The 25,005-nt window shown below is 65.2% G+C and carries 19 protein-coding genes and 1 riboswitch; of the genes, 10 read left to right on the forward strand and 9 right to left on the reverse strand.

Annotated elements, in window-relative coordinates:
- Positions 1-119: 119 nt before the first annotated feature.
- A riboswitch (cobalamin riboswitch) is annotated at positions 120-328 on the forward strand.
- Positions 329-435: 107 nt separating this feature from the next.
- The 7 genes from E7T10_RS12915 to E7T10_RS12945 all read left to right on the forward strand — a co-directional run bounded on the left by E7T10_RS12915 (position 436) and on the right by E7T10_RS12945 (position 10,012).
- Positions 436-1,422, forward strand: coding sequence for a DUF1852 domain-containing protein (locus tag E7T10_RS12915; protein ID WP_137722122.1), 987 nt, complete (start codon positions 436-438; stop codon positions 1,420-1,422).
- Between the two features lie 29 nt (positions 1,423-1,451).
- A complete protein-coding gene (locus E7T10_RS12920; protein WP_137722123.1) occupies positions 1,452-2,513 on the forward strand; it encodes a methionine synthase in 1,062 nt (353 codons plus the stop codon).
- The gene (locus E7T10_RS12925) at positions 2,510-3,301 is read left to right on the forward strand and encodes an acyl-CoA thioesterase (protein ID WP_246846019.1); all 792 of its coding nucleotides are present in this window, start codon (positions 2,510-2,512) and stop codon (positions 3,299-3,301) included. Before E7T10_RS12920 ends, E7T10_RS12925 begins: the two co-directional genes overlap by 4 nt.
- 298 nt (positions 3,302-3,599) lie before the next feature.
- Positions 3,600-7,217 (forward strand): hydantoinase B/oxoprolinase family protein, encoded by a 3,618-nt coding sequence (locus E7T10_RS12930; RefSeq protein ID WP_137722124.1) that lies wholly within the window; start codon positions 3,600-3,602, stop codon positions 7,215-7,217.
- Between the two features lie 52 nt (positions 7,218-7,269).
- The gene (locus E7T10_RS12935) at positions 7,270-8,004 is read left to right on the forward strand and encodes a DUF969 domain-containing protein (protein ID WP_137722125.1); all 735 of its coding nucleotides are present in this window, start codon (positions 7,270-7,272) and stop codon (positions 8,002-8,004) included.
- The gene (locus E7T10_RS12940; RefSeq protein ID WP_137722126.1) at positions 8,001-8,966 is read left to right on the forward strand and encodes a DUF979 domain-containing protein; all 966 of its coding nucleotides are present in this window, start codon (positions 8,001-8,003) and stop codon (positions 8,964-8,966) included. The genes E7T10_RS12935 and E7T10_RS12940 overlap by 4 nt, the downstream gene beginning before the upstream one ends.
- A 2-nt stretch (positions 8,967-8,968) precedes the next feature.
- The gene (locus E7T10_RS12945) at positions 8,969-10,012 is read left to right on the forward strand and encodes a DUF2891 domain-containing protein (protein ID WP_137722127.1); all 1,044 of its coding nucleotides are present in this window, start codon (positions 8,969-8,971) and stop codon (positions 10,010-10,012) included.
- Between the two features lie 188 nt (positions 10,013-10,200).
- Here the strand turns inward: E7T10_RS12945 and E7T10_RS12950 are convergent, their stop codons facing one another.
- The 4 genes from E7T10_RS12950 to E7T10_RS12965 all read right to left on the reverse strand — a co-directional run bounded on the left by E7T10_RS12950 (position 10,201) and on the right by E7T10_RS12965 (position 12,117).
- Complete coding sequence (locus E7T10_RS12950) at positions 10,201-10,581, reverse strand: hypothetical protein (protein ID WP_137722128.1); 381 nt, start codon at positions 10,579-10,581, stop codon at positions 10,201-10,203.
- A 78-nt stretch (positions 10,582-10,659) separates the two neighbouring features.
- Positions 10,660-10,854: an integrase gene (locus E7T10_RS12955; RefSeq protein WP_246846021.1), complete on the reverse strand. Its 195-nt coding sequence runs from the start codon at positions 10,852-10,854 to the stop codon at positions 10,660-10,662.
- A 360-nt stretch (positions 10,855-11,214) separates the two neighbouring features.
- Positions 11,215-11,490, reverse strand: a complete 276-nt coding sequence (locus E7T10_RS12960; protein ID WP_246846023.1) for a hypothetical protein — start codon at positions 11,488-11,490, stop codon at positions 11,215-11,217.
- Between the two features lie 42 nt (positions 11,491-11,532).
- Positions 11,533-12,117: an arylesterase gene (locus E7T10_RS12965; protein ID WP_246846025.1), complete on the reverse strand. Its 585-nt coding sequence runs from the start codon at positions 12,115-12,117 to the stop codon at positions 11,533-11,535.
- Positions 12,118-12,309: 192 nt separating this feature from the next.
- Here E7T10_RS12965 and E7T10_RS12970 point away from each other — a divergent pair, with 192 nt between their 5' ends.
- Positions 12,310-13,002 carry an ABC transporter ATP-binding protein gene (locus E7T10_RS12970; protein ID WP_137722130.1) on the forward strand — a complete coding sequence of 231 codons (693 nt, stop codon included), beginning with the start codon at positions 12,310-12,312 and terminating at the stop codon, positions 13,000-13,002.
- Complete coding sequence (locus E7T10_RS12975; RefSeq protein ID WP_137722131.1) at positions 12,999-15,512, forward strand: ABC transporter permease; 2,514 nt, start codon at positions 12,999-13,001, stop codon at positions 15,510-15,512. The genes E7T10_RS12970 and E7T10_RS12975 overlap by 4 nt, the downstream gene beginning before the upstream one ends.
- 64 nt (positions 15,513-15,576) lie before the next feature.
- Here the strand turns inward: E7T10_RS12975 and E7T10_RS12980 are convergent, their stop codons facing one another.
- The 5 genes from E7T10_RS12980 to E7T10_RS13000 all read right to left on the reverse strand — a co-directional run bounded on the left by E7T10_RS12980 (position 15,577) and on the right by E7T10_RS13000 (position 22,940).
- Positions 15,577-16,689 (reverse strand): pectinesterase family protein, encoded by a 1,113-nt coding sequence (locus tag E7T10_RS12980; protein WP_137722132.1) that lies wholly within the window; start codon positions 16,687-16,689, stop codon positions 15,577-15,579.
- Positions 16,690-16,767: 78 nt separating this feature from the next.
- Complete coding sequence (locus tag E7T10_RS12985; RefSeq protein ID WP_246846027.1) at positions 16,768-19,758, reverse strand: TonB-dependent receptor; 2,991 nt, start codon at positions 19,756-19,758, stop codon at positions 16,768-16,770.
- Between the two features lie 145 nt (positions 19,759-19,903).
- Positions 19,904-20,848, reverse strand: coding sequence for a FecR family protein (locus E7T10_RS12990; RefSeq protein ID WP_137722134.1), 945 nt, complete (start codon positions 20,846-20,848; stop codon positions 19,904-19,906).
- On the reverse strand, positions 20,845-21,417 hold the full coding sequence (locus E7T10_RS12995; RefSeq protein WP_137722643.1) for an RNA polymerase sigma factor: 573 nt from the start codon (positions 21,415-21,417) through the stop codon (positions 20,845-20,847). Before E7T10_RS12995 ends, E7T10_RS12990 begins: the two co-directional genes overlap by 4 nt.
- Positions 21,418-21,695: 278 nt before the next feature.
- Positions 21,696-22,940, reverse strand: a complete 1,245-nt coding sequence (locus tag E7T10_RS13000) for an MFS transporter (protein WP_137722135.1) — start codon at positions 22,938-22,940, stop codon at positions 21,696-21,698.
- Between the two features lie 207 nt (positions 22,941-23,147).
- Here E7T10_RS13000 and E7T10_RS13005 point away from each other — a divergent pair, with 207 nt between their 5' ends.
- Positions 23,148-25,004 carry a glycoside hydrolase family 9 protein gene (locus tag E7T10_RS13005; protein ID WP_210416106.1) on the forward strand — a complete coding sequence of 619 codons (1,857 nt, stop codon included), beginning with the start codon at positions 23,148-23,150 and terminating at the stop codon, positions 25,002-25,004.
- Position 25,005 lies beyond the last annotated feature (1 nt).

The raw sequence follows: 25,005 nt of genomic DNA on the forward strand, positions 1-25,005 counted from the left end.
TGTTTGCTGGGCTCGTGGAGCCATGACCCAGAAAAGCTGAACAGCATGAGCGATGGTTGAAGCCGACAGAACCCATAAGGATATCCTTATGTGTTTCTTGACTTTGGCGTCGGGTGCGCGTCTCATGAACAGGTCGAGGTTCTGCGCGTCGCTTTCGGGCGATGCGGAGCTAAGAGGGAAGCCGGTGTAATGCCGGCGCTGCCCCCGCAACTGTGAGCGGCGAGCCGAAGGTCCATTTCGTGTCACTGACGTCTTCGGACGTTGGGAAGGCCGGACCTGAAGCCGTGACCCGTGAGCCAGGAGACCTGCCCCGACAGATAACGTCCTCCGGCGGGGTGTCCGGTCAGGCCGCATGAACGCCGCGACGGGACGACTGCGCGCGAGCGGTCGCGCGTCCCTGTCCGCTGTCTCGCCACAGCATCAACGGCAGAGACCATGGCGAGCAGCGACTTCACCTTCAGGATCAAGCGGACTGCGCTCGACGAAGACTATCGTCCCGCCGAGAAGACGCGGATCACCACCAACTTCGCCAACCTAGCGCGAGGCGAGAGCCGCCGAGACAATCTGCGCAACACCCTGCGGATGATCGACAACCGCTTCAACTCGCTGGCGCACCACGACAATCCGAGGGGCGATCGCTATGCGCTGGAGCTTCAGATCGTCTCGGTCGAGATGAGCCTTGGCTCGGAGCGCGACGACGCCTTTCCCTTGATCGAAATCCTGCAGACGACGATCATCGACAGGGAGACGCGCAGGCGGATCAATGGGATCGTGGGCAACAACTTCTCCTCCTATGTTCGTGACTACGACTTCAGCGTGGTCCTGCCCGAACACCTGAAGGCGCATCCGAAGGGTGGCGTGCCGGACGATTTCGGCGATCTGCACGGCAAGCTGTTCCGGCACTTTCTCGCGTCGGGCGCCTATCGCGACAACTTCGCCAAGCCGCCGGTCATCTGCCTCAGCGTCTCCAGCAACAAGACCTATCACCGCACCGGCGCCGAACATCCGATGCTGGGGCTGGAATACGACAACAACGCCTTCTCGCCGACCGATCGGTATTTCGCGAAGATGGGGATGAAGGTTCGCTACTTCATGCCCCCGGCCAGCGTGGCGCCGTTCGCCCTGTACCACATCGGCGACCTGACCGGCGACTACGCCGACCTCGAACTGGCCAGCACAATCGCCACGATGGAGACCTTCCAGAAGATCTATCGGCCCGAAATCTACAACGCCAACTCCCCGGCGACCGAGCAGTATCAGCCCAGCCTGACGGCGCAGAACTATTCGCTGACCCGCATCGCCTACGACCGCGACGAGCGCAGCCGGCTGGCCGTCGAACAAGGCCGTTTCGTCGAGGAGCGGTTCATCAAGCCGCACCGCGCCCGTCTCGACCAATGGTCGGCCGCCTTCGCCGCCGCCTGATCAGTTTCCAGATTTTAGAGCCTTACCTCATGAAAACCCTTCTCCCGACCTCGACCGCCGGCAGCCTGCCCAAACCCGTCTGGCTGGCCGAGCCCGAGACGCTCTGGTCGCCCTGGAAGCTGCACGGCGACGACCTGATCGAGGCCAAGCAGGACGCCCTGCGTCTGTCGCTCGACGATCAGCGCCGGGCGGGCATCGACATCGTCAGCGACGGCGAACAGACCCGCCAGCATTTCGTCACGACCTTTATCGAACACTTGGACGGCGTCGACTTCGAGAAGCGCAAGACCATGCGAATCCGCAACCGCTACGACGCCAGCGTCCCGGTGGTCGTGGGCGGAGTCAGCCGGCCGAAATCGGTCTTCGTCGAGGACGCCAACTTTCTGCGGGCTCAGACCGACCAGCCGATCAAATGGGCCCTGCCTGGGCCGATGACAATGATCGACACCCTGTATGACGACCATTACGGCAGCCGCGAAAAACTGGCCTGGGAGTTCGCCAAGATCCTGAATGAAGAGGCCCGCGAGCTGGAGGCCGCCGGCGTCGACATCGTCCAGTTCGACGAGCCCGCCTTTAACGTCTTCTTCGACGAGGTGAACGATTGGGGCGTGGCGACCCTGGAGAGGGCGGCCGAGGGGCTGGGGTGCGAAACGGCGGTCCACATCTGCTACGGCTACGGCATCAAGGCCAACACCGACTGGAAGAAGACGCTCGGCTCGGAATGGCGGCAGTACGAAGAGGCCTTCCCCAAGCTTCGGACCTCCAGCATCGACATCATCTCGCTCGAGGCCCAGAACTCCCGCGTGCCGATGGATTTGATCGAACTGATCCGGGGCAAGAAGGTGATGGTCGGCGCCATCGACGTCGCGACCGATGCGATCGAGACGCCCGAAGCGGTGGCCGACACCCTGCGCAGGGCGCTTCAGTTCGTGGACGCCGACAAACTCTATCCGGCCACCAACTGCGGCATGGCGCCCCTGTCGCGCCGCGTCGCCAACGGCAAGCTGCGCGCCTTGAGCGCCGGGGCCGACATCGTGCGCGAGGAACTGTCGCGCGACCTCTACTACGGCGCGGAAAGGTCTAAGTCGTGAGGGTTCGCCTGATCGACATGGTGTTCCCCGGCGACGCCAATCACCATGGCACCCTGTTCGGCGGTGTCGGTCTGGCCCATCTCGACAAGGTCGCCTTTCTGGCCGCGAGCCGTCATGCACGACGGTCCGTGGTGACGGCCGGATGCGAACGAATCGACTTCGCCGCCCCGGCCCGGATCGGCGAGATGGTCGAGGCGGTCGGCCGTGTCGTTCGGGTCGGGCGGTCCTCGCTGGGCGTCGAAGTCGAACTGCAAGCCGAAAGCCTGTTGACCGGCGAGCGCCGCCTGTGCACGCGCGGAGCCTTCAACATGGTCGCCCTGAGGCCGGCGGGCGATGATCGACCGTTGGCGCCCCTCGATGAGGCAGGCGAAGCGGACGACGGCTGGCTCAGGACCGCAGAGATGGTCTTTCCCGGCACGACCAACCACTACGGCACCCTGTTCGGCGGCGACGCGCTCAAGCTCATGGGCAAGGCCGCCTTCGTCACGGCGACCCGCCATGCGCGCGAAGTCATGGTCATGGCCGCGACCAACCGCATCGACTTCAAGGCCCCGATCGACGGCGGCGACATGGTCGAACTGGTCTCGCGCGTGAAGATGGTCGGGCGCAGCTCCCTCTCGGTCGAGGTGCAGCTCTGGGCCGAACGCCTCCTGACCGGAGAACGACGGCGCTCCGCCACAGCGGAGTTCGTCATGGTGGCGGTCGATGCGGCGGGCAGGCCGAAGGCAATCAAAGGCAGGCGGAATTCAGATGGAGGCTTGGGTGCGATAGATGGTGGTCTTGGGTAGGCAAGAAGCAACCTCGGCTTAGGTCCAAGTAATCGACATCGAGGCGAATTTGGGGATCCAAACGAACGTAGCGCGGGCTGCGATAGCCTCGTGAAACGACCGTCCTGACCGTTCCAGCATCCGTTTTTCCAAATGCGACACCCTATGTTCGGCGGCATCTGATCTCGCTCTGACCTCCGACTGCCATAACGGCGCACTCGATGATGTGAGGACAGGGGCAAGCATCAGGATCCGCGCAAGTCCCACGCGCCATGGGCTGGGCTGGTTTAGCTGACAGCACCGACTTAAAGTTCGGACCATGATAAAATCGAACGTGCTCTGGCAGTTCTGGATCGACCGGGGCGGCACCTTCACCGATGTCGTGGCCCGCGCCCCCGACGGCAATCTGCAGACGCGCAAGCTGCTGTCGGTCAATCCCGAGCACTATGCCGATGCGGCCGTGGAGGGCATCCGGCGGAGTCTCGGAGTGCAGAGCGGCCCGTTGCCGCCCGGTCTGGTCGGGGACGTACGGATGGGCACGACGGTGGCGACCAATGCGCTCCTGGAGCGCAAGGGCGAACCGACGCTCTTGGCCATCACCTCCGGCTTCGGCGACGCCCTCCGGATCGGGTGGCAGGCGCGCCCCGAACTGTTCGTGCGCGAGATCGTGCTGAACGACCAACTGTATGACCGGGTGGTCGAGATCGACGAACGTGTGACGGCGGACGGCCAGATCGACCGGCCGCTGGATGAAGAGAGGGTGCGCGCCGACCTGACGGCGGCCCATGCGGCGGGAATGCGCGCCGTCGCCATCGTCCTGGTCCACGGCTGGCGGTTCACCGATCACGAACGACGGCTGGCGGCGATCGCGCGCGAGGTCGGGTTCGAACAGGTGTCGGTCAGTCATGAGATCGGGGCGCTGATCAAGCTGATCGGGCGAGGCGACACCACCGTGGCCGACGCCTATCTGTCGCCGATCCTGCGCGCCTATGTGGAGCGGGTCGGGTCCGACCTCGGGCCGGACACGCCGCTTCAGTTCATGCAGTCGTCGGGCGGACTGACGGCGGCCGACGCCTTCCGGGGCAAGGACGCCATCCTGTCGGGGCCGGCGGGCGGCGTGGTGGCCATGGCCGAGACGGCCAAGGCGGCGGGCTTTGAGCGGGCCATCGGCTTTGACATGGGCGGAACCTCGACCGATGTGTCCCATTTCGCCGGCGAGTACGAACGCACGTCCGACGCCGTGGTCGCCGGGGTCAGGCTGCGGGCGCCGATGCTGAGCATCCACACCGTCGCGGCGGGCGGCGGCTCGATCTGCCGATTCGAGGGCGGACGGCTGAGGGTCGGGCCTGAATCGGCCGGTGCGGTTCCGGGCCCGGCCGCCTATCGGCGCGGCGGGCCGCTGACGGTGACGGACTGCAACGTCATGCTGGGCAAGCTGAGCCCTGACTTCTTCCCCGCCGTCTTCGGCCCTGACGCGGACCAACCGCTGGACGTCGGTGCGGTTCGGACCCGGTTCGAGGCCTTGGCCGCCGAAGTCTCGACGGCGACCGGACGCACGACGACGCCCGGCGAACTGGCCGAGGGTTTCGTAACGATCGCCGTCCAGAACATGGCCGAGGCGATCCGCAAGATCTCGATCCAGCGCGGCTATGACGTGACCCGCTATGTGCTTAACTGTTTCGGCGGCGCAGGCGGGCAACACGCCTGTCTGGTCGCCGACGCCCTGGGCATGACCAAGGTGCTGCTGCATCCGTTTGCGGGGGTGCTGTCGGCCTATGGCATGGGCCTGGCCGAGGTGCGCGCCATCCGACAGGCGACCGAGGCCGCGCCGCTGGACGCCGGACGCGACGCCGCCCTGGCCGATCGGATCGCCGAACTATCGACCGCCGCACGCGCCGATCTCGAAGCCCAGGGCTTCACAGCCGACGTCTCCATTCTCGCCCGCGCCGAGATCAAGTTCGCCGGTTCCGACACCCCCCTGGTCGTGCCTTTCGGTCCTGGCGATGCGATGGCCCAGGCCTTCGAGGATCTGCACCGCCGCCGCTTCGGCTTCTTCGCCGAGGACAAGGCCCTGGTCGTCGAGACGCTGGAGGTCGAGGCTGTCGGCCATTCGGGCCAGACGCCATCAGCCCCTTCTATCTCGTCCGCGACCGGCGCGCTTGAGACCGTCGCCGAACTGACTGTCCGCATGGCTGGTCAGGACCGCCCGACTCCCGTCTATCGCCGCGACGCCCTGACGCCCGGCGTCGATGTGGACGGCCCGACCATCCTGCTGGAGGACACCGGCACCACCGTGGTCGAGCCCGGCTGGCGCGCGACGGTGGATGACCAGGCGAACCTCCTGCTCGAACGGGTCGTGCCCCTGCCCGCCCGTGTCGCCATCGGCACCGATGTCGATCCGATCATGCTGGAGGTGTTCAACAGCCGGTTCATGGCCTGCGCCGAACAGATGGGCGAAGCCCTGCGCGCCACCGCCTATTCGGTGAACATCAAGGAGCGTCTGGACTTTTCCTGCGCCGTCTTCGACGCGACCGGCGCCCTGATCGCCAATGCGCCGCACATCCCGGTTCACCTGGGCTCAATGGGCGAGAGCATCCGCACCGTGATCGCCTCGCGTGGCGGCGGCGGCATGAACCGGGGCGACGTCTATATGTTGAACGCCCCCTACAACGGCGGCACCCACCTGCCCGACATCACCGTCATCATGCCGGTATTTCTGGAGGCGGACGATGCGCCGGCCTTCTTCGTCGCAGCGCGCGGGCACCATGCTGACGTGGGCGGCACGACGCCGGGCTCCATGCCCGCCTCCTCGCGCACGGTGGACGACGAAGGCGTTCTGATCGACGACTTCCTGCTGGTGGACGCCGGGCGGTTGCGCGACGCCGAGACCCGCGCCCTGTTCGCCTCGGGCCGTCATCCGTCCCGCAACGTCGATCAGAATATGGCCGACCTGAAGGCCCAGATCGCCTCGTGCACGCGCGGCGCCGACGAACTGATCCGCATGACGCAGGAGTTCGGCCGTCCGGTCGTCGCGGCCTATATGGGCCACATCCAAGACAATGCCGAAGAGGCCGTCCGTCGCGCCATCGCCGCCCTGAAGCCCGGCGCCTTCGCCTATGAGATGGACGACGGCGCCGTCATCCGCGTCCGCATCGACGTGGATGCGGCCAACCGCAGCGCGGTGGTCGACTTCACGGGAACCAGCGAGCAGAGGCCGACCAACTTCAACGCCCCCCTGTCGATCACGCGGGCGGCGACCCTTTATGTGTTCCGCACCCTGGTCGACGACGCCATTCCGTTGAACGAAGGCTGTCTGAAGCCGATCAAACTGATCGTACCCGAGGGGTCGATGCTGAATCCTCGCTATCCGGCCGCCGTCGTCGCCGGTAACGTCGAGAGCAGCCAGGCGGTGGTGGACACCCTGTACGGCGCCCTGGGCGTGCTGGCCGCCAGCCAGGGAACGATGAACAACTTCACCTTCGGCGACGATGCGCGCCAATACTATGAGACCATCGCCGGCGGCTCCGGCGCCGGCCTAAACTCTGATGGACGGGGCTTCGACGGAACCAGCGCGGTCCAGACCCACATGACCAACAGCCGCCTGACCGATCCTGAGGTGCTGGAAACCCGCTTCCCCGTCCTGCTGGAAGAGTTCTCGATCCGACGCGGCTCCGGCGGCGCGGGTCGCTGGACGGGCGGCGACGGGGCGGTGCGGCGGGTGCGGTTCCTGGAGCCGATGACCGCCGCCATCCTGTCCAACCACCGCCGCGTCCCGCCGTTCGGCGCCGACGGCGGAGGCCCGGGCGCGACCGGCGTCAACCGGATCGAGCGTGCGGACGGGACGGTCGAACCGCTGGCCTCGACGGCCGAGGTTTCGATGTCTCGCGGCGATGTCTTCGTCATCGAAACGCCGGGCGGCGGCGGCTTCGGCGAATGAGGCTTTGCGCGGCGGCCGAAGCGCGCGACCATCCGACCAACGGGGGATAGCCATGCTGGTGCTTGTCGGAATCGCGGTGGTGGTGGTGGGCTTCATCGCCCGCCTCAATCCGCTGGTGGTCATCCTGGTCGCGGCGATCACGACCGGGGTGCTGGCGGCGGTCGGGCCGGGCGTTGATGCGCGCACCCTGGCCGCGGCAGGGATCGATACGATCAGCCGGTTCGGCCAGGCCTTCAACGACAACCGCTACTTCCACATCACCTGGTTGGTCCTGCCGGTGATCGGCCTGCTGGAGCACGCAGGACTGCAGGAGCGGGCGCGCGATCTGGTGACACAGGTCAAGGCAGCCACCGCCGGTCGGCTGATGCTGATCTATCTGATCGTGCGCCAAGCGACTTCTGCTCTCGGTTTGACCTCGCTGGGCGGCCATCCCCAGATGGTGCGCCCCCTGATCGCGCCGATGGCCGAAGGCGCGGCCGAGACCGAACATGGCCCCCTGACCGACAGGGCCAGGTTCCGCATCCGCAGCATGGCGGCCGGCACCGACAATATCGGCCTGTTCTTCGGCGAAGACATCTTCATCGCCATCGGCTCCATCGTCCTGATCGTCGGCTTCCTCGAACAGGCCGGGGTGCGGGTCGAGGCGCTGCACGTCTCGCTGTGGGCCATCCCCACCGCCATCGTCGCCTTGCTGGTTCATGGCGCGCGCCTGCTGATGTTCGACCGTCAGGTCCGGAAGGACATGGCCGTCCCCGATATCGCTGAAGACGTGGAGGCCGGCCGATGATTACGCTGGAACACGCCTACGTCGCGACGGGCCTGATGTTCGTGGCCTTTTCGATCCTGAGCCTGCGAGATCCCTTGAATCCGACCCGGTTCCGCAGCGCCCTGTTTTGGGGCCTGATCGCCGTCTCCCTCCTGTTCGGCTCGTCGCTGGGCGGTTTCGGCAACGGTCTTCTGGTCATCGCCCTGGTCGTCATCGGGGCGATGGGCAAGCTCGGCGTCGGCAAGCCGGTCACCACGACGGGCGAGCAGCGTCAGGCCAGCGCCTCGCGATGGAAGAACGCCCTGTTCGTGCCGGCGCTTATGGTGCCCCTGGTCGCAGTCGGCGGCACGCTTCTGGCCAAATACACGCCGGCCGGGGCTTGGCTGATTTCGCCGGTGCAGACGACCCTGGTCTCTCTGGGCCTGGGCTGCGTCGTCGCCCTTGTCGTGGCCATGATCTGGTTCCGGCCGCCGGCCATGGCTCCGGTGCAAGAGGGGCGGCGCCTGATGGACTCCATCGGCTGGGCGGCGCTGTTGCCGCAGATGCTGGCCTCGCTCGGCGCCGTCTTCCTCGCCGCCGACGTGGGTCAGGTGGTCGGCGATCTGGTCGCCCAGGTCATTCCCATGACCTCGGCCTTCCTCGCCGTCTTCGCCTATTGCGCCGGCATGGCCCTGTTCACCATCATCATGGGCAACGCCTTCGCCGCCTTCCCGGTGATGACCGCCGCCGTCGGTCTGCCCATCGTGGTGCATCAGTTCGGCGGCGATCCCTCGATCGTCTGCGCCATCGGCATGCTGGCCGGCTTCTGCGGGACGCTGATGACGCCGATGGCGGCCAACTTCAACGTCGTGCCGGCCAACCTGCTGGAACTTCCCGACCGCAATGCGCCGCTGAACGGCGTCATCCGCGCCCAGTTGCCGACGGCGGCGATCATGCTCGCAGCCAACATCCTGCTGATGTATTTCCTCGCCTTCCGGTTCTGATCATGCCCACTTCTCCTGCTCCGGCGCTCAACGCCGCCCTCGCTTCGCGCTTCGCCTCCACGGCCCTGGGCCATGTGACGCGCGAATATCCCAACATCATCCAGCATGTGCTCGCCGAGCCGCAGGATGCGCGGACGCCTCGCGAGCTGCATCCGATCTTCTTCGGCAGCTTCGACTGGCATTCGTGCGTCCACGGCTGGTGGACGCTGTTCACCCTGTATCGGCTCCATCCCGAGATGCCGGAGGCCGAGGCCATCCGCGCCAAGGCCGACAGCCTGTTTACGCCCGAGAACGTCGCCGGCGAGGCCGCCTATCTAGCGCGACCGGAAGCGCGGGGGTTTGAGCGTCCCTACGGCTGGGCCTGGCTGCTGATGCTGAGCGCTGAACTGGCCCGCCACGGCACTGACGAAGGTCGCCGATGGTCTGAAACCCTGCAACCGCTGGCTCACGTTTTCGCCGAACGGTTCAAGGCCTTCCTGCCGCTGGCTGACTATCCGGTGCGGGTCGGGACGCACCCCAATACCGCTTTCGCCCTGCGTCTCACTCTGGACTACGCGGACGCCCACGACGTCGATCTGGCCTCTCTCTGTCGCAAGGTCGCCCTGCGCTGGCATGGCGACGATCGCGACTGCCAGGCCTGGGAACCGTCCCAGGATGAGTTCCTGTCCCCCGCCCTCATGGTGGCGGAGTTAATGCGGCGCATCCTGCCGTCGGACGACTTCCAGAGCTGGTTCGGCGCCTTCCTGCCCGGTCTCGCTGCGCATGAGCCGGCGACCCTGCTGTCGCCCGCCCGCGTGAGTGACCGCAGTGACGGCAAAATCGCCCATCTGGACGGACTCAATCTCAGCCGGGCTTGGTGCTGGCGCGGCATCGCCTCTGCTCTGCCTGGCGACAATCCCGTCCGCGCGATCGCCGCCGACGCGGCCGATCGCCATCTCGATGTCGCGCTTGAGCATGTCACCGGCGACTATATGGGCGAGCACTGGCTGGCCAGCTTCGCCCTCCTCGCGCTCTTGCAGGAGAAAGGGTGGGTCGTCAGCCCGTGAAGCAGAACCCCGACGCCATTCGTCCATCGCTGAAGGCGAGAGTTTGCCGCTTCAACTCATCAATGTCCGAAACGCGCCATGAGCGGCCATAACGAACGTGCCATCAACACGACGTTCTGCGTGTGAGTTGGGCGTCTGCTTTATGGCGCAATGCCAACGTCTAAAGCCGATCCATTGCGGACCTTCAGCTAGCGGCCCGGTGTGTCGAGGTATTCGTCAATCGACCGGCGGCCCCTCTGGTCGTCGACGGTGACAGTGAAATGGCCGCCGTAGCTGCTGTCGGTAGCAAAGCGAGCAGTTAGGGCGGCGAACGCTGACGCGTTTGCGCCATGGCTCGCGCAAAGTCGAGCAAGAGCATCCTGATATAGCTTCATGACTTTGGTGAGTGTCGAAGATGTTGGGCTGCCCGAACTCGTGCCAGTCACCAAGTTGACCTCTATGTATCCCACTGGCGAACCCGCTGCTTCAGCGAAGACGTCTATCTTGTAGTAGCCTACGAGCAGGCATATTCCGCTCCCGAGCGCGTCAGCGATATCATGTCCGATGGATTTGAGTTCGCCGAACTTCATCAGGTCACTGTACCAATCCAACGACCACGTTCCACCCTTAGGCGACGATGACCGGGCCCATTTTCGGGCAGTCTTAAGTCACAGATCGATCTGCTCTGACATCTTCAGTGCATCGTCCACCTCAATACCGAGGTACCTGACGGTGCTCTCCAGCTTCATGTGACCGAGCAGGAGCTGACAGGCGCGGAGGTTGCCGACCTTCTTGTAGACGAGCGAACTTTTTGTGCGCCTGAGGGTGTGGGTCCCGTAACCGTCGGGTTCTAGGTCGATCATGCAAACCCGCTGATCGACGATCCGCGCGTACTGCCGCGTTCCAGTGTGCTGGCTCAGCCGACTAACGCTTGGGAAGCCAGTCATCTTCACCTTGGCCGCGAACTCTCAGCCGAGCCCCGATCGCATCGCGCGCTGGCTCTGTGATATCGAACGGCGCCGGCCTTCCGGTCTTCTGCTGGGCAACGATTGAACGCTGGCGAAGGAGGGGCTCACTGAAAGACGCTTTGGTCTAAAGACCGTTCTAGCGGACCGCATCGATGCGTCTTGGTCGCTAATTTACAGCAGCGGTGCCGGCCAACACCGCCTGTTAGTCTGCGGCATTTAGGCATGCGATACAGAGTAACTACAATAGCGAAGTGGTCACGGTCGCGCCCGGACTTCGAAATCGAGCGTCCAACGGCCTGCTCCGGCTCGGCGAAAATCAGCGATACGGGCGGCGATCTGGCGATCCAGGCCGTCGAGCAGGGCGGTTTCATTGGCGACCGAGGCCACTGTTGCATTGGTCTGCCAGAATGGACCGGTTTCGCCCTTTAGCGTGAACCGCAGATGCACGGTGTCGTTGGATTTCGGCAGAGGACGCTCGGACCAGGATTTTTTCAAACGACAGTCAGCTCCGTCGCACAAAGCGACGAGCAATCGGGGCCTTAGTGGGATCTCATAACGTCGCCCCGTCCTTGACTACACAGACAGCGCTTTTGCGACGACCGGCGCCAAGCCGTCGGCAATGATGCGCACCCCTTCGGCGTTGGGGTGGATGCCGTCTGGCTGATTGTAGCGGCGATCCAGGGCCACCCCTTCCAACAGGAAAGGATAGGCCGGGACATCTTCCTTGCGCGCCAAGTCCGCGAAGATGCGGTCGAACTCGGCGGCATAGGCGCCATATTGAGGCGGCGCCTTCATCCCCGCCAGTAGCACGGGAATATCGCGCGCCTTCAGCGATGTGATGATGGCCTCCAGATTGGATCGGACCGTTTTGGGATCCACGCCCTGAAGCATGTCATTGCCCCCCAGGGCCACGATGCACAGGTCGGTGTCGTCCTGGACGCTGTAGCCGACCCGGGCCAGTCCTCCGCCGGTCGTGTCGCCCGAAACCCCGGCGCCGCGAACCCTCACCCGGAGCCCCTTGGCCCTCAACACCTCTTCCAGCCGCACAGGCAGAGCCTCGGCCGAAGGCAGGCCGAAGCCGGCGGTGATGGAATCGCCCAGCAGCGTCACGATCTTTTCCGGCCCGTCCGAAGTTGCAGCCGTGGGTGAAGGCGACACCGAGGGCTCAACCGGCGTCTCTGACGTCTCCTCTTTCGAGGCGCTGCATCCGGCAAGGACGAGCCCTACCCCTCCGGTCAGGAACGTGCGGCGTGGAATGGACGGTATGGGCGAGGAGGGTTTTGGAGCCATGGTCTGCGTCCCCATATAGGAACCGATTTTCCTCCTCCCAATGCAGCAGGCGACATATCGATGGCTTCAGCCGCTCCGCTCGTCCTCGACGGCGTCGTCCTCACCCTGCCCTCGGCGGCGGGCCCGGTGGAAATCCTTCGCGGCGTGGACCTGGCCGTAGCGCCGGGCGAGACGGTCGCCATCGTCGGCCCCTCCGGATCGGGCAAATCCTCGTTGATCTCCATCGCCGCAGGGCTGGAAACCCCGACCCGGGGCCGAGCCATGCTGTTCGGTCAGGATATGGCCGCGCTGGGCGAGGATGGCCGCGCCCGCCTGCGTCGGGGGCGCGCCGCTCTGGTTTTTCAAAGCTTCCACCTCCTGCCCAATATGACGGCCGAGGAGAATGTGTCCGCGCCGCTGGAGTTGGCCCACAGGCCGGGGGCTGTGGCCTTGGCGCGCAGTTGGCTGGAGCGGGTCGGCTTGGGCTCCCGACGGTCGCACTATCCTCACCAGATGTCCGGCGGCGAGCAGCAGCGTGTCGCCCTGGCCCGCGCCCTGGCGGTCGGGCCCGAACTGCTGTTCGCTGACGAACCGACCGGAAATCTGGACGGGACCAACGGCGCTCTGGTCGCCGACTTGCTGTTCGACCTCGTGCGCGACAGCGGCGCCGCCCTGGTCATGGTGACCCATGACGACCGTCTCGCCGCGCGCGCGGACCGAATTGTGACGATGCGCGACGGCCGGGTCGTCGCCCCGGCGCAGGCCTCTGCATGAGGCTCGCCTTCCGCTTCGCCCGCCGCGAACTCCGTTCCGGAATTGCGGGATTCAGAATCTTTCTGGCTTGTCTGGCGCTGGGCGTGGCGGCGATCGCCTCCTCGGGATCGACCGCAGAGGCCTTCCGCCAGGGACTTGCCAGCCAGGCGCGGGAAATCCTCGGCGGCGACGTCGTCTTCAGCCTCGACCAAGGCCGGTTCAGCCCCGACCAACGCGCAGCCTTCGCCGCCCTGGGGCCCGTCGCCTATTCGGTGCGAGCCAACGGCATGGCCGAGACCGGAACCGGTCAGCGTCGTCTGGTCGATATGCGCGGGGTCGACGCCGCCTACCCCTTGGTCGGCGCGGTCGAATTGTCGGGCGCCCCTGATCTGGCTACTGCCTTGCGCGTCGAGAACGGTTTGGCGGGGGCCGTCGTCGAACAGGGCCTGCTGGACCGATTGAATCTTAAGCTCGGCGACACCTTCACCGTCGGCGGCGCGCGGTTCGTCGCCCGCGCCGTCCTTCTGGCCGAGCCCGATCGCCTGGGTCGGGGCTTTGCGCTCGGGCCGCGCGTGGTGACGACCGTCCCCGCCGTCGAGCAGGCCGGCCTGCTCGCCCCCGGCGGCCTGTTCGGCGAGGCGGTGCGCATCACCCTTCCCGCCGACGTCGACCCCAAGGCCGCCATCGCGGGTATCGAAAAGCGGTTTCCGCAGAGCCGGCTCGAAGCCCGGGATCGGTCGGAGGCCGCCGCCGGCGCCGGACGGCTGATCGATCAGCTGGAGTATTTCCTGGGCTTCATCGGTCTGGCCTCCCTGGTGGCCGGCGGACTCGGCGTCGGGGGCGCCGTTTCGGCCTATCTGGAGGGGCGCAAACCATCGATCGCGACGCTGAAGGCGCTCGGCGCGGAGGGCGGGCTGATCCGCGACATCTATCTGATCCAGATCGGCGTGTTGGCCGCCGTCGGGGTCGCCATCGGGCTCGTGATCGGGGCCGTCGCGCCGCTCGTCATCGGCGTGCTGGCGAAGGACAGCCTGCCCATTCCCGCCCTCTTCGCGGTCTATCCGGCGCCACTGGTCAAGGCCGGAGCGTTCGGCCTTCTTGCGGCCGCCGCCTTCGCGCTCGCGCCCTTGGCCCGCGCCCGCGCCACGCCGCCTTCCGCCTTATTCCGTCGCCAGCTTACCGACCGACCGGTTCTCGGCGTCGAACTGGCCTTCGCTGTCCTGGCCGCCATCGGCCTGGCGGGTCTGGCTCTTTGGACCGCGCCGTCCAAGCTTGCAGCGGCGGCCTTGATCGGCGGCACGGTCGTCGCCTTCGCCCTTCTGTGGGCGCTCGGCCGTTCGGCGGCCTTCCTGGCCGGGCGTTTGAGACGACACGCCGGCGGGGCGGTGCGGCTGGGACTGGCCAATCTCGCCGGGCCGCGCTCGGCGGCGCGCACCGCCTCCCCCGCCATCGGCCTGGGCGTGGCGCTTCTGTCCATGGTCGTCCTGATCCAGTCCAGCCTGCTGGGCCAGATCACCGAGGTCGCGCCACGATCGGCCCCATCCGTCGTCTTCACGGAGATCCCCGCTGATCGCGGCGCGGCGTTCGATGCGGCGGTGGCGAAGGTGATGGCAACGCCCGGCCCGGATCGCTATCGGCGCCTTCCCCTGCTGACCGGGCGGATCGTGCGGTTGAAAGGTGCGCCGGTCGATGTGGACGCCCTGCCTCAGGGCGAACGCTGGGCCTTCGATCAGGACATCCTCCTCTCCGCCCTGGCCGGCGCGCCGGACGATGCGAATGTCGTGTCCGGCCAATGGTGGGCCGCCGATTACGCCGGTCCGCCTCAAATCGCACTCTCGCGGGATCTGGCAAAGGCCGCCGATCTCAAGGTCGGCGACAGCCTGACCCTGCAGCTGCTGGGCCGCGAGATGGACGTGCGCATCGCCGCCCTTCGTCGGACTGAGCCGGGCGGATTCGGGACCAACTTCCTGCTCGTCCTGAACGCCGCCGCCATCCGAGGCGCCAATCCGCGCAGCGTCGCCATCGCCCGCGCCTCCCCCGCCGAGGAACGCGCCCTGACGAAGGCGCTGGGCGCAGACTTCCGAGAGGTGAACATCATCAGCGTCCGCGAGCAGCTCGAGGCCGCCGCCACCCTGTTCGACCGCCTCGCACTGGCCATTCGCGGGGCTGCGGCCGTCGCCGGTCTCGCGGGCCTGCTCGTTCTGACCGGCGCCATTGCGGCGGGCGTGCGCGAGCGGGCGCGCGAGGCCGCCGTACTCAAGGTGCTGGGCGGCTCCCACACCCAAATCCTGACCGCCTACCTCGTTGAATACAGCCTGGTCGGCGCCATCGCCGGTCTGGCCGGACTTCTTCTCGGCGCCGCCGGCGCCTGGCCTGTCGTCACCCTCGCGTTCAAGGCGACCTGGAGCGTGGACTGGACCGGCGTCGTTCTTCTTCTCACCAGCGCCACGGGCATCGCGGCTCTGGGCGGCGGTGTGGCGGCCCTGCAAGCCCTGTCGCGTCGCCCGGCGCCGGTTCTTCGGTCGGATTGATCGGAAGGGTAACGTCCGGCTCGCCTGGATGCCGGTCCGGAAAATTGAGCACGCTACGTGGCGGCTAGAGTCGTCCTATGACGGCAGCTCTATCGATCCGCCTCGCCTGCTCAATCGTCAAACGCTTGCCACGCGAGAACTCGGCGCGGCCAGGCCCCCTCGAGCCAAAGGTGGCGAAACGGGCGTCTTCGGGCTGAAGCATGGTGCGGGGATTGCCATCGCGGCCGGTGTACCACATCTCGGTCCAGCCCGCCGGCGCGATATGATCGTCCATCCAGCAATCGAGGAAGGTCGCTGCGCCGACAAATTTCGGATCGCCGTACCGACCATCAGGGAAGGTGCTGGACGGTCGCCAAGGCCGTCCCAAAAACACGGAATGCCGCAGCACGCCGGCGTCCCTGGTGAGACGGCAGTCGTGGAAGACAAAGCCGTAGTCTTGGTCAATCGGCGTGCTTGGAGCGGCGATATAGCCTTCGACCGGATCGGCGGGACGCAGTCGCGATCGGATTTCGCAACGTTCGAACCAGGCGCGCCCTCCGCCGAAGATGAAGTCATAGCTGCCCGTGATCAGGCAGTTTTCGACCAGCGTCGCGCCCGCATCGGGGAACAGGGTGTCCTGATAGCTGAGAATATCGCAGTTGCGGACGACCGCGCGATCCGCCCCCTTGTCCATCATCAAAGCCACGGCCTGGGGCCCTGCGCCATTGTGAGAGTGCAAGCCGTTCGGCTTTGTCATTTCCGCCAGACCGTCGAAGGCGTTGTTGATCGTCAAGTTCTCGGCGCGAAAATCGGGCGCGCGAACGAAAAGGGTCGGGGTGCGGAATGTGCCCCACATCCGCCCATCCGGCGCCGCCAATCCCGATGCCGCCAGATGATTGATCACCGAGCCTGAGCGATCCTCGCCGATCAGGTGAATGAAGGGCTTATCCACCACAACCTGCTCGGTCCAGATCCCGCGCGTGATCAGAATGCGAAAAGGCTTTCGCCCGTCCGCCGGTGCGGCGGCGATGGCGGCGGACAGCGTCGGATAGACTGGCGCACCAAAGCGACGGCCGGCGTCGTCGCTCCCGACCACAGCGTCGTATCCAGCCGCAGCAGCCCAGGATCGGCCGGACGCCATGATCCGTAGAGCGACGGCGGCAGCGAACGTCTGGCGGCGCGAAAGGGACGAAAGCATGCTGGCTCCGAATGGAAAAAGAGGGCGCTGACTGGCGAACCGTTCAGCGCCCAGTCTCCCGGGGGAGGTGGGAGTGTCTTAGAAGGTGTAGCGGACGCCGAAGTTGTACTGCCTTCCGGTATGCGAATAGACGTAGATGCTGTCGCGACGGCTATCGGTGTACTGCTCATTGAAGGCGTCGGTCAGGTTCAGGCCTTCGAACGTCACCTTGATGCGGTCCGTCAAAGCGTAGGAGGCCGAGGCGTCCACCGTCACGATGTCACGCACGCCATCGATGTCATTGGTGCTGGTGCCGCTAGGGACCGCGGTCAGATAGCGATCACGATAGGCGGCGGAGACGCGGGCGCTGAACCGATCGTCTTCGTAATAGAGGGTGGCGTTGTAGGCGGTCTTCGAAAGGCCGAGCAGATCGTTTTCAACAAAGCCCGTCGGCGATCGCGAGGAAATATAGCTGATCTTGGAGTCCACCAGCGTAACGTTGAAGATGGCGCCGAGATTGTCGAACGGTCCGGGCAGGAAGGTGAAGGGCTGCTGATAGCTGACCTCGATCCCCTTCAGCGGGCCGCCCTCGGTGTTCACCGGCTGGCTGAACAGGAAGACGTCGCTGGGCGAAACACCCAGGCCGTTCAGCAACTCCAGCGGCAAGCCGGATTGATTGAAAGGCTGGGAGGTTCGAGAGGTTTGAATGTAGCTTTCGATGTCCTTGTAGAACAGGCCGACGGACAGCAGGGCGTCAGGCGCGAAATACCATTCCGCCGACAAGTCGTAGGTCGTGGCGCGGATGGGATCCAGGTACGGATTGCCCGAACTGACGCTGAACACGCCGACCGTGCTGAGGCTGCCGCCCGGCGTTACACTGCCCAGGTTTGGACGGGTCATGACCTTGGCCGCGCCGAACCGCACCAGAAAGTCTGGCGTCACTTCGGCCGTCAGATTCAGCGCCGGCAGAACGTCGTCATAGTCGCGATCGACGGTCGTCTGCTGCGCCGCGCCTGCGACCAGTTGATAGCCGGTCGAGCTCTGCTTCGTCTTGACGTAGCGCACACCGATGTCGCCGCGTACCGGCATGCCGCCGAGCTCGGTGTCGAAGTCGAGCTGCAGGTAGGCCGCCGAGTCTTTCTCGGTGACATTGCGGATGTTGCCGCGGGCATTGGCGTTGGAGGCGCCGCTGAGTTCAAACAAGCCCGTGCCGCTGTAGATGTTGAACAGGTCGGCAAAGGCGTTGAGATTCGGCGCGATCCAGTTCGTGACCGTGCCGTTCGGCGCGCCAAGATTGCGACCAAAACCACTGACCAGCTCGGTCAGGCTGGCCAGCGTCACGCCGGCGGGCAGTTGCGGCACCACGCCCTCGTTGACCCGCGCCAGCGCCCAGGAGTCGAACTCATATTCCTTGTAGTTCACCCCGGCCTTCAGGGTCAGCGACGGCGTCAGATCGTAGCCGCCGTCAAGTTGCGCCGTCTTGATCGTATTGGTGACGCCCTGCGGTCGCAGGCGGATTTCCGAGCGCGCCGCTCCGAAATTATAGGCCAGCGGGTCGGTCACGTCATAACCGAACCGGATCAGTGGCGCGTTTCGGTTTTCGCGATAGTCGTATGAATAGTTGTCCGAATTTTCGCGGTTCAGAATGACCGTCGTCTGGATCGGATTGTCGAAATCAGACTTGGAATAGCCCACCAAGCCCTTGATCCTGAACCGGTCGCTGAACGCGTGCTCCAGGCTCAGCGTCCCTTGCGTGTATTTGGTGTCGAGCTCGTCGTAGCGGGTTTCCGTCTCCACATCGACGTCGTCGAACAGGCCGTAGACCATGTCGCCGTTGGCATCGACGACGCCGTCGCGCACGATGATTTCTGGTCGGCCGCCCTGCGACGCGTTGCGCGCGAAGGACAGGGCTTCCAGCCAGTTTTCCTGACGCGTGGCCTTGAAGTCGGAGTAGAGCAGATCGAGATTGATCAGCGTCTGTTCCTGCGGCCGGAACTGCACCGATCCCGTCAAGCCTAAGCGCTCCTGATCGTGCGTCAGGCGTCCGTAGCGCGGAAAACGAGGCGTATAGACATCGGCCCGCCTCGCATCGGCAAAGGGTGATGCGGGGTTATAGCCCCCAGCCTCGGTCCCGTTTAGCCAGCCGCCGGAACCATGGCCTTCTTCCAGTAGACGGCGCTTGGTGTAGGCGACCGAGACGAGGGCTCCCAGACGTCCATCCATCCAGGTGTTGCTGGCCAAAGCGGCGAACCGAGGGTCCCATTCCTGCGACAAGTCGTTGTAGCCGTATTGGCCCGACAGCACGAGGTTGGCGCCGGCGTAGTCGAACGGGCGACCGGTTTGCAGATCGACCGTCGCGCCCAACGATCCCTCTTCCGTTTCGGCCGAGGCGGTCTTGCGGACCGTGATGCTGTTGAAAAGCTCAGACGCGAAGACGTTGAAGTCGAAGGCGCGGTTGCGGTTGGCGCCGCCTGAGCTGTCGGTGCCCGACGCGGTGCTCTGGCCCTCTACGCCGTTAATGCGGACGCGCGTGAACTGCGGCCCCAGGCCCCGCACCGTGATCTGACGGCCTTCGCCCGCATCGCGTGCGATGGAGACGCCAGGCACCCGTTGGATGGACTCCGCAAGGTTGGCGTCGGGGAAATCGGCCATGTCCTCGGCCTTGATCACGTCGACGACGCCATTGGCTCGTCGCTTGGCCGTCAGCGCGCTGCCCAATGACGCACGGAAACCGGTTACCACGATAGTTTCAACTTCGTCCGCCTGGTCTTCGAGCTCGCTCCCCTGGGCGACGGTCTGGGGCGCGACGCTCGCGCCGGCGAGCACTGCCGTTCGGCCGTTGTTGGAAGCCACCACCAGATTGCTGCCCTGCAGGAGCCGGCCCAAGCCCTGATCAACCGAATAGACGCCCTGCACAGCGGCGGTTCGCTGTCCTGCGACCGCGTCGGTCGACGCCAGGATTTGAAGATCCGCTTGCCGTGCGAAGGCCGGCACACCGGTCGAGGCTGGCTGCGCAGGGACATTGAACTGTCTGGCCTGAGCCTGAACGGCGCCGGCGCCGGCCAGCGCCATCGTGCTGACAGCGATCATCAGCGACGCCTTCGCGCCTTGGTTTCGCGACATGGCCATGCGTCGGCCCTCCCTTTTTCTGTTTCCTGGTTCCCGGACCCTTCTTCGAGGGTTCCGAGAGTCTCGATGTTCGACGATCGACTTTCCGTCGCCGGACAGAAAAGATTTATCCGGCGCCACCCAGCATGATGACATCTGCGCCCAGTTTCACGCTCGCGTCATGGGCGACGCCCACCGCCTGGGCGAAGCTTTCCGGTTCATTGGTGCGGAACCATCCGACCACGGTACGGCCTTCCAGATCCGGATCGACGATCACGATCTTGCGGTTGTTGTAGCGGTTGAACTCAGCCGCCGCTGCGCCGATCGTGTCGCCATCCAGAACAATCTGCCCTTCTCGCCACGACAGAGCCCGGTCCATTTCTAGCGGACGCTTCACCGGGCTGGACGCGCCGGCCTGGTCGCTGACGAACACCTGTTCACCGGCGCCGACGCGTCGGCGCATTTTTCCAGCGCCCTTGTCGCTCCAGACCTCCACGACGCCTTCCGTCACGCGAACTTCGGCCCCGCCGGACTTGCGGCGAACGGAGAAGGCAGTGCCGACCGCTTGGACGCGGACATCGCCCGCCGCCACAACAAAAGGCCGCGCTCGATCTTTTGCGACTTGAAACCACGCCTCTCCTTGATCAAGGGTCACAGCGCGTTCGGCCTTCTGAAAGCGGATGTCCAAAGTCGTGTCGGTGTTTATCGCCGCCATCGACCCGTCGGCCAGAGGCACGCGGCGGATTTCTCCCACTAAAGTCCGGTAGCGCTGACGCGACAAGATCGGCGTCAGGACGACCCCGGCCGCGACAGCCGCCGCCAATCCCATTCCCCCGAGAAGCACGCGGCGGTCGGGCCTCGCCGGCGCACGGTGCATTTGGGTCTGAGGCATAGGCTTGACCATCAAGGCCATGACCGCTCGCGCCCGCCATAAAGCGCCCTCACGACGGCTGTCGCCAGCTAGCCAGTCGTCCAAAGCGGCTTGATCGGATGCGCTCATCGCATTTGCGTCCAGTCGAGCGGCCCATTTGGCCGCCGCCGCGTCGATCTCCGTGGAGGCTTCACGGCTCATGCGCGGCGCTCCCCGGTCGATGAGAGGCCGAGATCGGCGTCAGCCTTGGCCAAGCCTGCCAGGACCGCTTTCAGCCCGCGCGCCGCTTCGTTCTCGACCACGTTCTCCGACACGCCCAGTTGGCGCGCGATCTCCTTTTGCGACAACCCCACCACGCGGCGCATCTCGAAGATGCGGCGGCTGCGTTCGGGCAATGTGGCGACGATCTTCATTACGCGTTCGAGTTCCTTGCGTCCCCCGGCGATACGCTCTGGCGACGGTTCGTCCCACTCGATGCGCAGCGCGTCGATTTCCGTCACGGCGTCGATCCGGACAATCCGGGCGCGGCGCATCTGCTCAAGCACGACGGACCGCGCAGTCTGGAAGAAATAGGCGCGAGGGCTCTCGATCTGCTCCACCGCCTTCAGATTAGCTAATCGGCAATACGATTCCTGAATGACATCATCGACATCATTGGAGGTCACAAGCGATCGTCGAAGCCAAGCGCGAACGTCCTGCTCGTGGGGCAGGATTTCATACCCCAACCAGCGAACCCGTTCTTGTTCTGATTTCCCACCGCCTTGAGCCAATTCCACCCTCCCTCAGAGGTACGATGCGCGGCGGCGGTGTTTCCGTCAAAACTCGGCATTCGGAAGGTGGTGCACGTTAAAGAGATAACTGCGCGTAGTGCCTGACGTTGTAAGGATGGCGCTGACAGCATTCATTGATTTGCAAGACGAGATCAAAGCCACGCTCAGGGCGCGCAGGTGACGGCCTTAGCCTGATATTTCGGCGGTTTGGGCAACTTGCTTGTTGCACGGGGCAAACTGACAGCACCATTCAGTGCGCGCAGTTAATTCAACAACGTTCACGTCCGGGCTGATCGAAATAGGGTCATAACAACCGCAGCAGCAGCGAAACACGCTGCTGCTGCGACGTAGAGCCCTCGGATATCGAAACCTACACGTTCCAGAATAAGGGCAGCGATCGGGGCCATCGCCTGCGGTAAGGCCACTGCCAGGTTGTTGAGGCCCATATCCCGACCACGATTGTCTTGGGTGGGAAGGGCGTCCGCCATCAAGCCCATTTCCACGGATCCATAGGCCCCCTGCCCCACTCCATAGAGCGCGAAGGCGAGGATCACGACTGTCCATGATGGCGTGATCGCCAAGGCGAGGGCCCCGATGCTAAGGGCCACTGCTCCTATGAAAGCAATGGGTTGACGCCGCGTAATGCGCGCCCCGAACAGCGCCATTGTCATAGTAATGATTACGACGCTCGCAAACGCTACGCCCGTCAGCACGGCATGTGACCGTTCCGGACTGCGCCCGGGCCATCCAACGGCATCGCTGACGAAATACAGCAGGTAAGTGCTGACGAGAGCATAACCGGTCGCAATCAGGAGACGAGCAGTCCAGACCGTTGCGAAATTGCGGGATTCGAACGGGGCTAGCAGATGTCCGGTCCTGCCAGAGTAGGCTGACGGCGCCCTGCCTTGTCGTTCCGAAGACGGCTCATCGAAAACGATGAGGAAGAAGGCGGCTGCACCGATAAGAATACCCGCCAGAAGCGCTAATCTGCCGGGCTCGTGCTGCGGACCGAGCGCCATCAGACTGGAGCCCAGGGCCACAGCGAGTGGATACGACAGTCCCAGCATCGCCGAAACCGTACTTCTCAGCAAAATCGGCACGCGATCCGCAAACACAGCTGAGAGCGGAGCCATGAGCACGTTGAACGCAAGTTGAAATCCAACCAAGGCCCATACGAATTCGCCCGGCGTCGACGACCGCCATATGCCAACGTAGCTCAAAACCGTCAGCACCGCTCCGAGCGCAATCCAAGGCCGGCGCCGCCCAAACCGCGAACGTGTCCGATCGCTGATCGCGCCCATGGCGATATTGGCCACGGCGGCCGTGATCGCGCCCCAGACCATGGCCCGGCTAAGGATTTCCGTTTTACTCCGGGCGTCAAGAACGGCGGCGTGGAGCGGAGCGACGATTTGGAACAGGGGCGCTAGACCGATGAAGGCGGCAAGGAACAGCACCAGATACGCCGCCAAGACCAGGGACGTGCGGCAGGTTTGAGAACGGTTGGAAACTTCACCCTCCTCCATCGAGCGGCCCCCGCCTCTATGGCACGTGGCCCGAAGCGCTTGCTAGCGCGATCATGGCGTCCTCCGGTGTGAATAGCTGCAACAGAATGCGATCAGCAAATCACTTGTGACAACGCTGTCAGCTGCTAGGGTTTTCGCGAGGATCGTGCGCCACGTCGGCGTATCGGCGTCGCTCATGGAAGAACACAGGCCTTGAGGGAGGTTGGGGTGAGAAAGAGATGGAGCGCGAGCGTCGCGGCCGTGGCTTTGGCGGCCGCCTTCGGTGCGGCACAGGCGGAGACGGAGACCAGCGCCGTCCGGATGAGCCAGGTCGGGTTCGAAACCCAAGGGCCGAAGACGGCAACGGTCGAGGATCGCGCCACCCGCCCCCTGCCTTGGCGCGTGGTGGACCGGGCGGGCGCTAACGTGGCCCAAGGCACGTCCAAGGTCTTCGGCCGGGACGCCGCCTCGGGCCAAGCCGTGCATACGGTCGATTTTCAGTCGCTGCAGACCAACGGCGAAGGCTATCGGCTGATCGTGGGATCGCACGAAAGCCGCCCCTTCTCGATCCATCAGCATCCTCACGCCCGGCTGAAGTACGACGCCCTGGCCTATTTCTATCAAAACCGGGCCGGCGTGCCGATCCTGGCGGATCACGTCGCGCGGCCGGATCTGGCGCGTGCGGCCGGGCACCCGCACGAGGTCGCGGCCTGCTTCTCAGGCGCGGACACGGCTGGCGTCGCCTGGCCCGGGTGCGACTATACTCTGGATGTCACCGGTGGCTGGTACGACGCCGGCGACCACGGCAAATACGTCGTCAACGGCGGCATCTCGGTCTGGATGCTGCTGAATGCCTATGAGCGTACCGTGGCCAAGGGCGGTCCCGGCGCAAGCGCCTTTGCGGACGGCAAGGTCGACATTCCCGAGGCCGGAAACGGCGTCAACGATCTGCTGGACGAGGCGCGTTACGAGATCGAGTTCCTGTTGAAGATGCAGATCGCCGACGGCGTGAAGCTGAAGGTCCCGGTCGGCGCCCAAGCGGCGGGTCAGCCGCTGACCCTGACCGAGATCGACGCCGGCGGCATGGTCCACCACAAGGTGCATGATGCACAGTGGACGGGCCTGCCGATGGCCCCGGCGGACGATCCCCAGCCCCGCCTTGTCTATCCGCCCACCACGGCCGCGACGCTCAATCTGGCCGCAGTCGGCGCCCAGTGCGCGCGGATCTGGCGTGACATCGATCCGACCTTCGCGCGCCAATGTCTGACGGCGTCCCAGCGCGCCTTCCGCGCCGCGCTGCGTAATCGCGACGTTCGAGCCGGAGAGAATTTCGCCGGCGGCGGCGCCTATGGCGACACTGACTTTTCGGACGAATTCTATTGGGCCACGGCCGAGCTTTTGGCCACGACCCGCAATCCCGCCTATCTGACCGCGCTGAAGACCTCGCCCTACTATCTGGGCGGACCGCTGTCGGGCAAAAGCGCGACCGGCGATCCGGGCTTTTCCTGGACGGCGTCGCTAGGATCGCTGACGCTGGCGACCGTGCCGGACGTTCTGCCGCCCGAGGATCTGGTCACCGTGCGCGCCAACATCGTGGCGGCGGCACGCGCCTATGTCGACGCCGGCTATGGTCAGGGCTACGGCCTGCCGGTCGCGGGCGAGAAATACGAGTGGGGTTCGAACGGCGCTTTGATGAGCCGGGCGGTGATCCTGGGTTCCGCCTTCGACTACACCGGCGACTGGAATTTCCGCAACGCGGTGATCTGGTCCCTGGACTATGTCCTCGGCCGTAATCCGATGGATCGGTCCTATGTGACCGGCTACGGCGACCGGCCGGTCCAGAACCCGCACCATCGCTTTTGGGCGCATCAGGCTGACCCGGCCTATCCCTTGCCGCCGGCGGGCGCCCTGTCCGGCGGGCCGAACAATCAGGCCATGGTTGATGACGTCGCCAAGACCCTGGTCGGCAAATGCGCGGCCCAGACCTGCTGGGCCGACGACATCAACGCCTATGCCCTGAACGAAGTGGCCATCAACTGGAACGCGCCCCTGGTCTGGGTCGCCGCCTTCATCGACGACCATTGAG

It is taken from the genome of Brevundimonas sp. SGAir0440 (assembly GCF_005484585.1).
Classification (GTDB): domain Bacteria; phylum Pseudomonadota; class Alphaproteobacteria; order Caulobacterales; family Caulobacteraceae; genus Brevundimonas.

Bases quoted from the DNA above. Each gene is read 5' to 3' on its own strand.
- E7T10_RS12915 (WP_137722122.1), top strand. From the start codon at position 436: ATGGCGAGCAGCGACTTCACCTTCAGGATCAAGCGGACTGCGCTCGAC.
- E7T10_RS12930 (WP_137722124.1), top strand. From the start codon at position 3,600: ATGATAAAATCGAACGTGCTCTGGCAGTTCTGGATCGACCGGGGCGGC.
- E7T10_RS12955 (WP_246846021.1), bottom strand. From the start codon at position 10,854: ATGATCGACCTAGAACCCGACGGTTACGGGACCCACACCCTCAGGCGC.
- E7T10_RS12990 (WP_137722134.1), bottom strand. From the start codon at position 20,848: ATGAGCCGTGAAGCCTCCACGGAGATCGACGCGGCGGCGGCCAAATGG.
- E7T10_RS12950 (WP_137722128.1), bottom strand. From the start codon at position 10,581: ATGAAGTTCGGCGAACTCAAATCCATCGGACATGATATCGCTGACGCG.
- E7T10_RS12920 (WP_137722123.1), top strand. From the start codon at position 1,452: ATGAAAACCCTTCTCCCGACCTCGACCGCCGGCAGCCTGCCCAAACCC.
- E7T10_RS12985 (WP_246846027.1), bottom strand. From the start codon at position 19,758: ATGATCGCTGTCAGCACGATGGCGCTGGCCGGCGCCGGCGCCGTTCAG.
- E7T10_RS13000 (WP_137722135.1), bottom strand. From the start codon at position 22,940: ATGGAGGAGGGTGAAGTTTCCAACCGTTCTCAAACCTGCCGCACGTCC.
- E7T10_RS12935 (WP_137722125.1), top strand. From the start codon at position 7,270: ATGCTGGTGCTTGTCGGAATCGCGGTGGTGGTGGTGGGCTTCATCGCC.
- E7T10_RS12940 (WP_137722126.1), top strand. From the start codon at position 8,001: ATGATTACGCTGGAACACGCCTACGTCGCGACGGGCCTGATGTTCGTG.
- E7T10_RS12945 (WP_137722127.1), top strand. From the start codon at position 8,969: ATGCCCACTTCTCCTGCTCCGGCGCTCAACGCCGCCCTCGCTTCGCGC.
- E7T10_RS12975 (WP_137722131.1), top strand. From the start codon at position 12,999: ATGAGGCTCGCCTTCCGCTTCGCCCGCCGCGAACTCCGTTCCGGAATT.
- E7T10_RS12970 (WP_137722130.1), top strand. From the start codon at position 12,310: ATGGCTTCAGCCGCTCCGCTCGTCCTCGACGGCGTCGTCCTCACCCTG.
- E7T10_RS12980 (WP_137722132.1), bottom strand. From the start codon at position 16,689: ATGCTTTCGTCCCTTTCGCGCCGCCAGACGTTCGCTGCCGCCGTCGCT.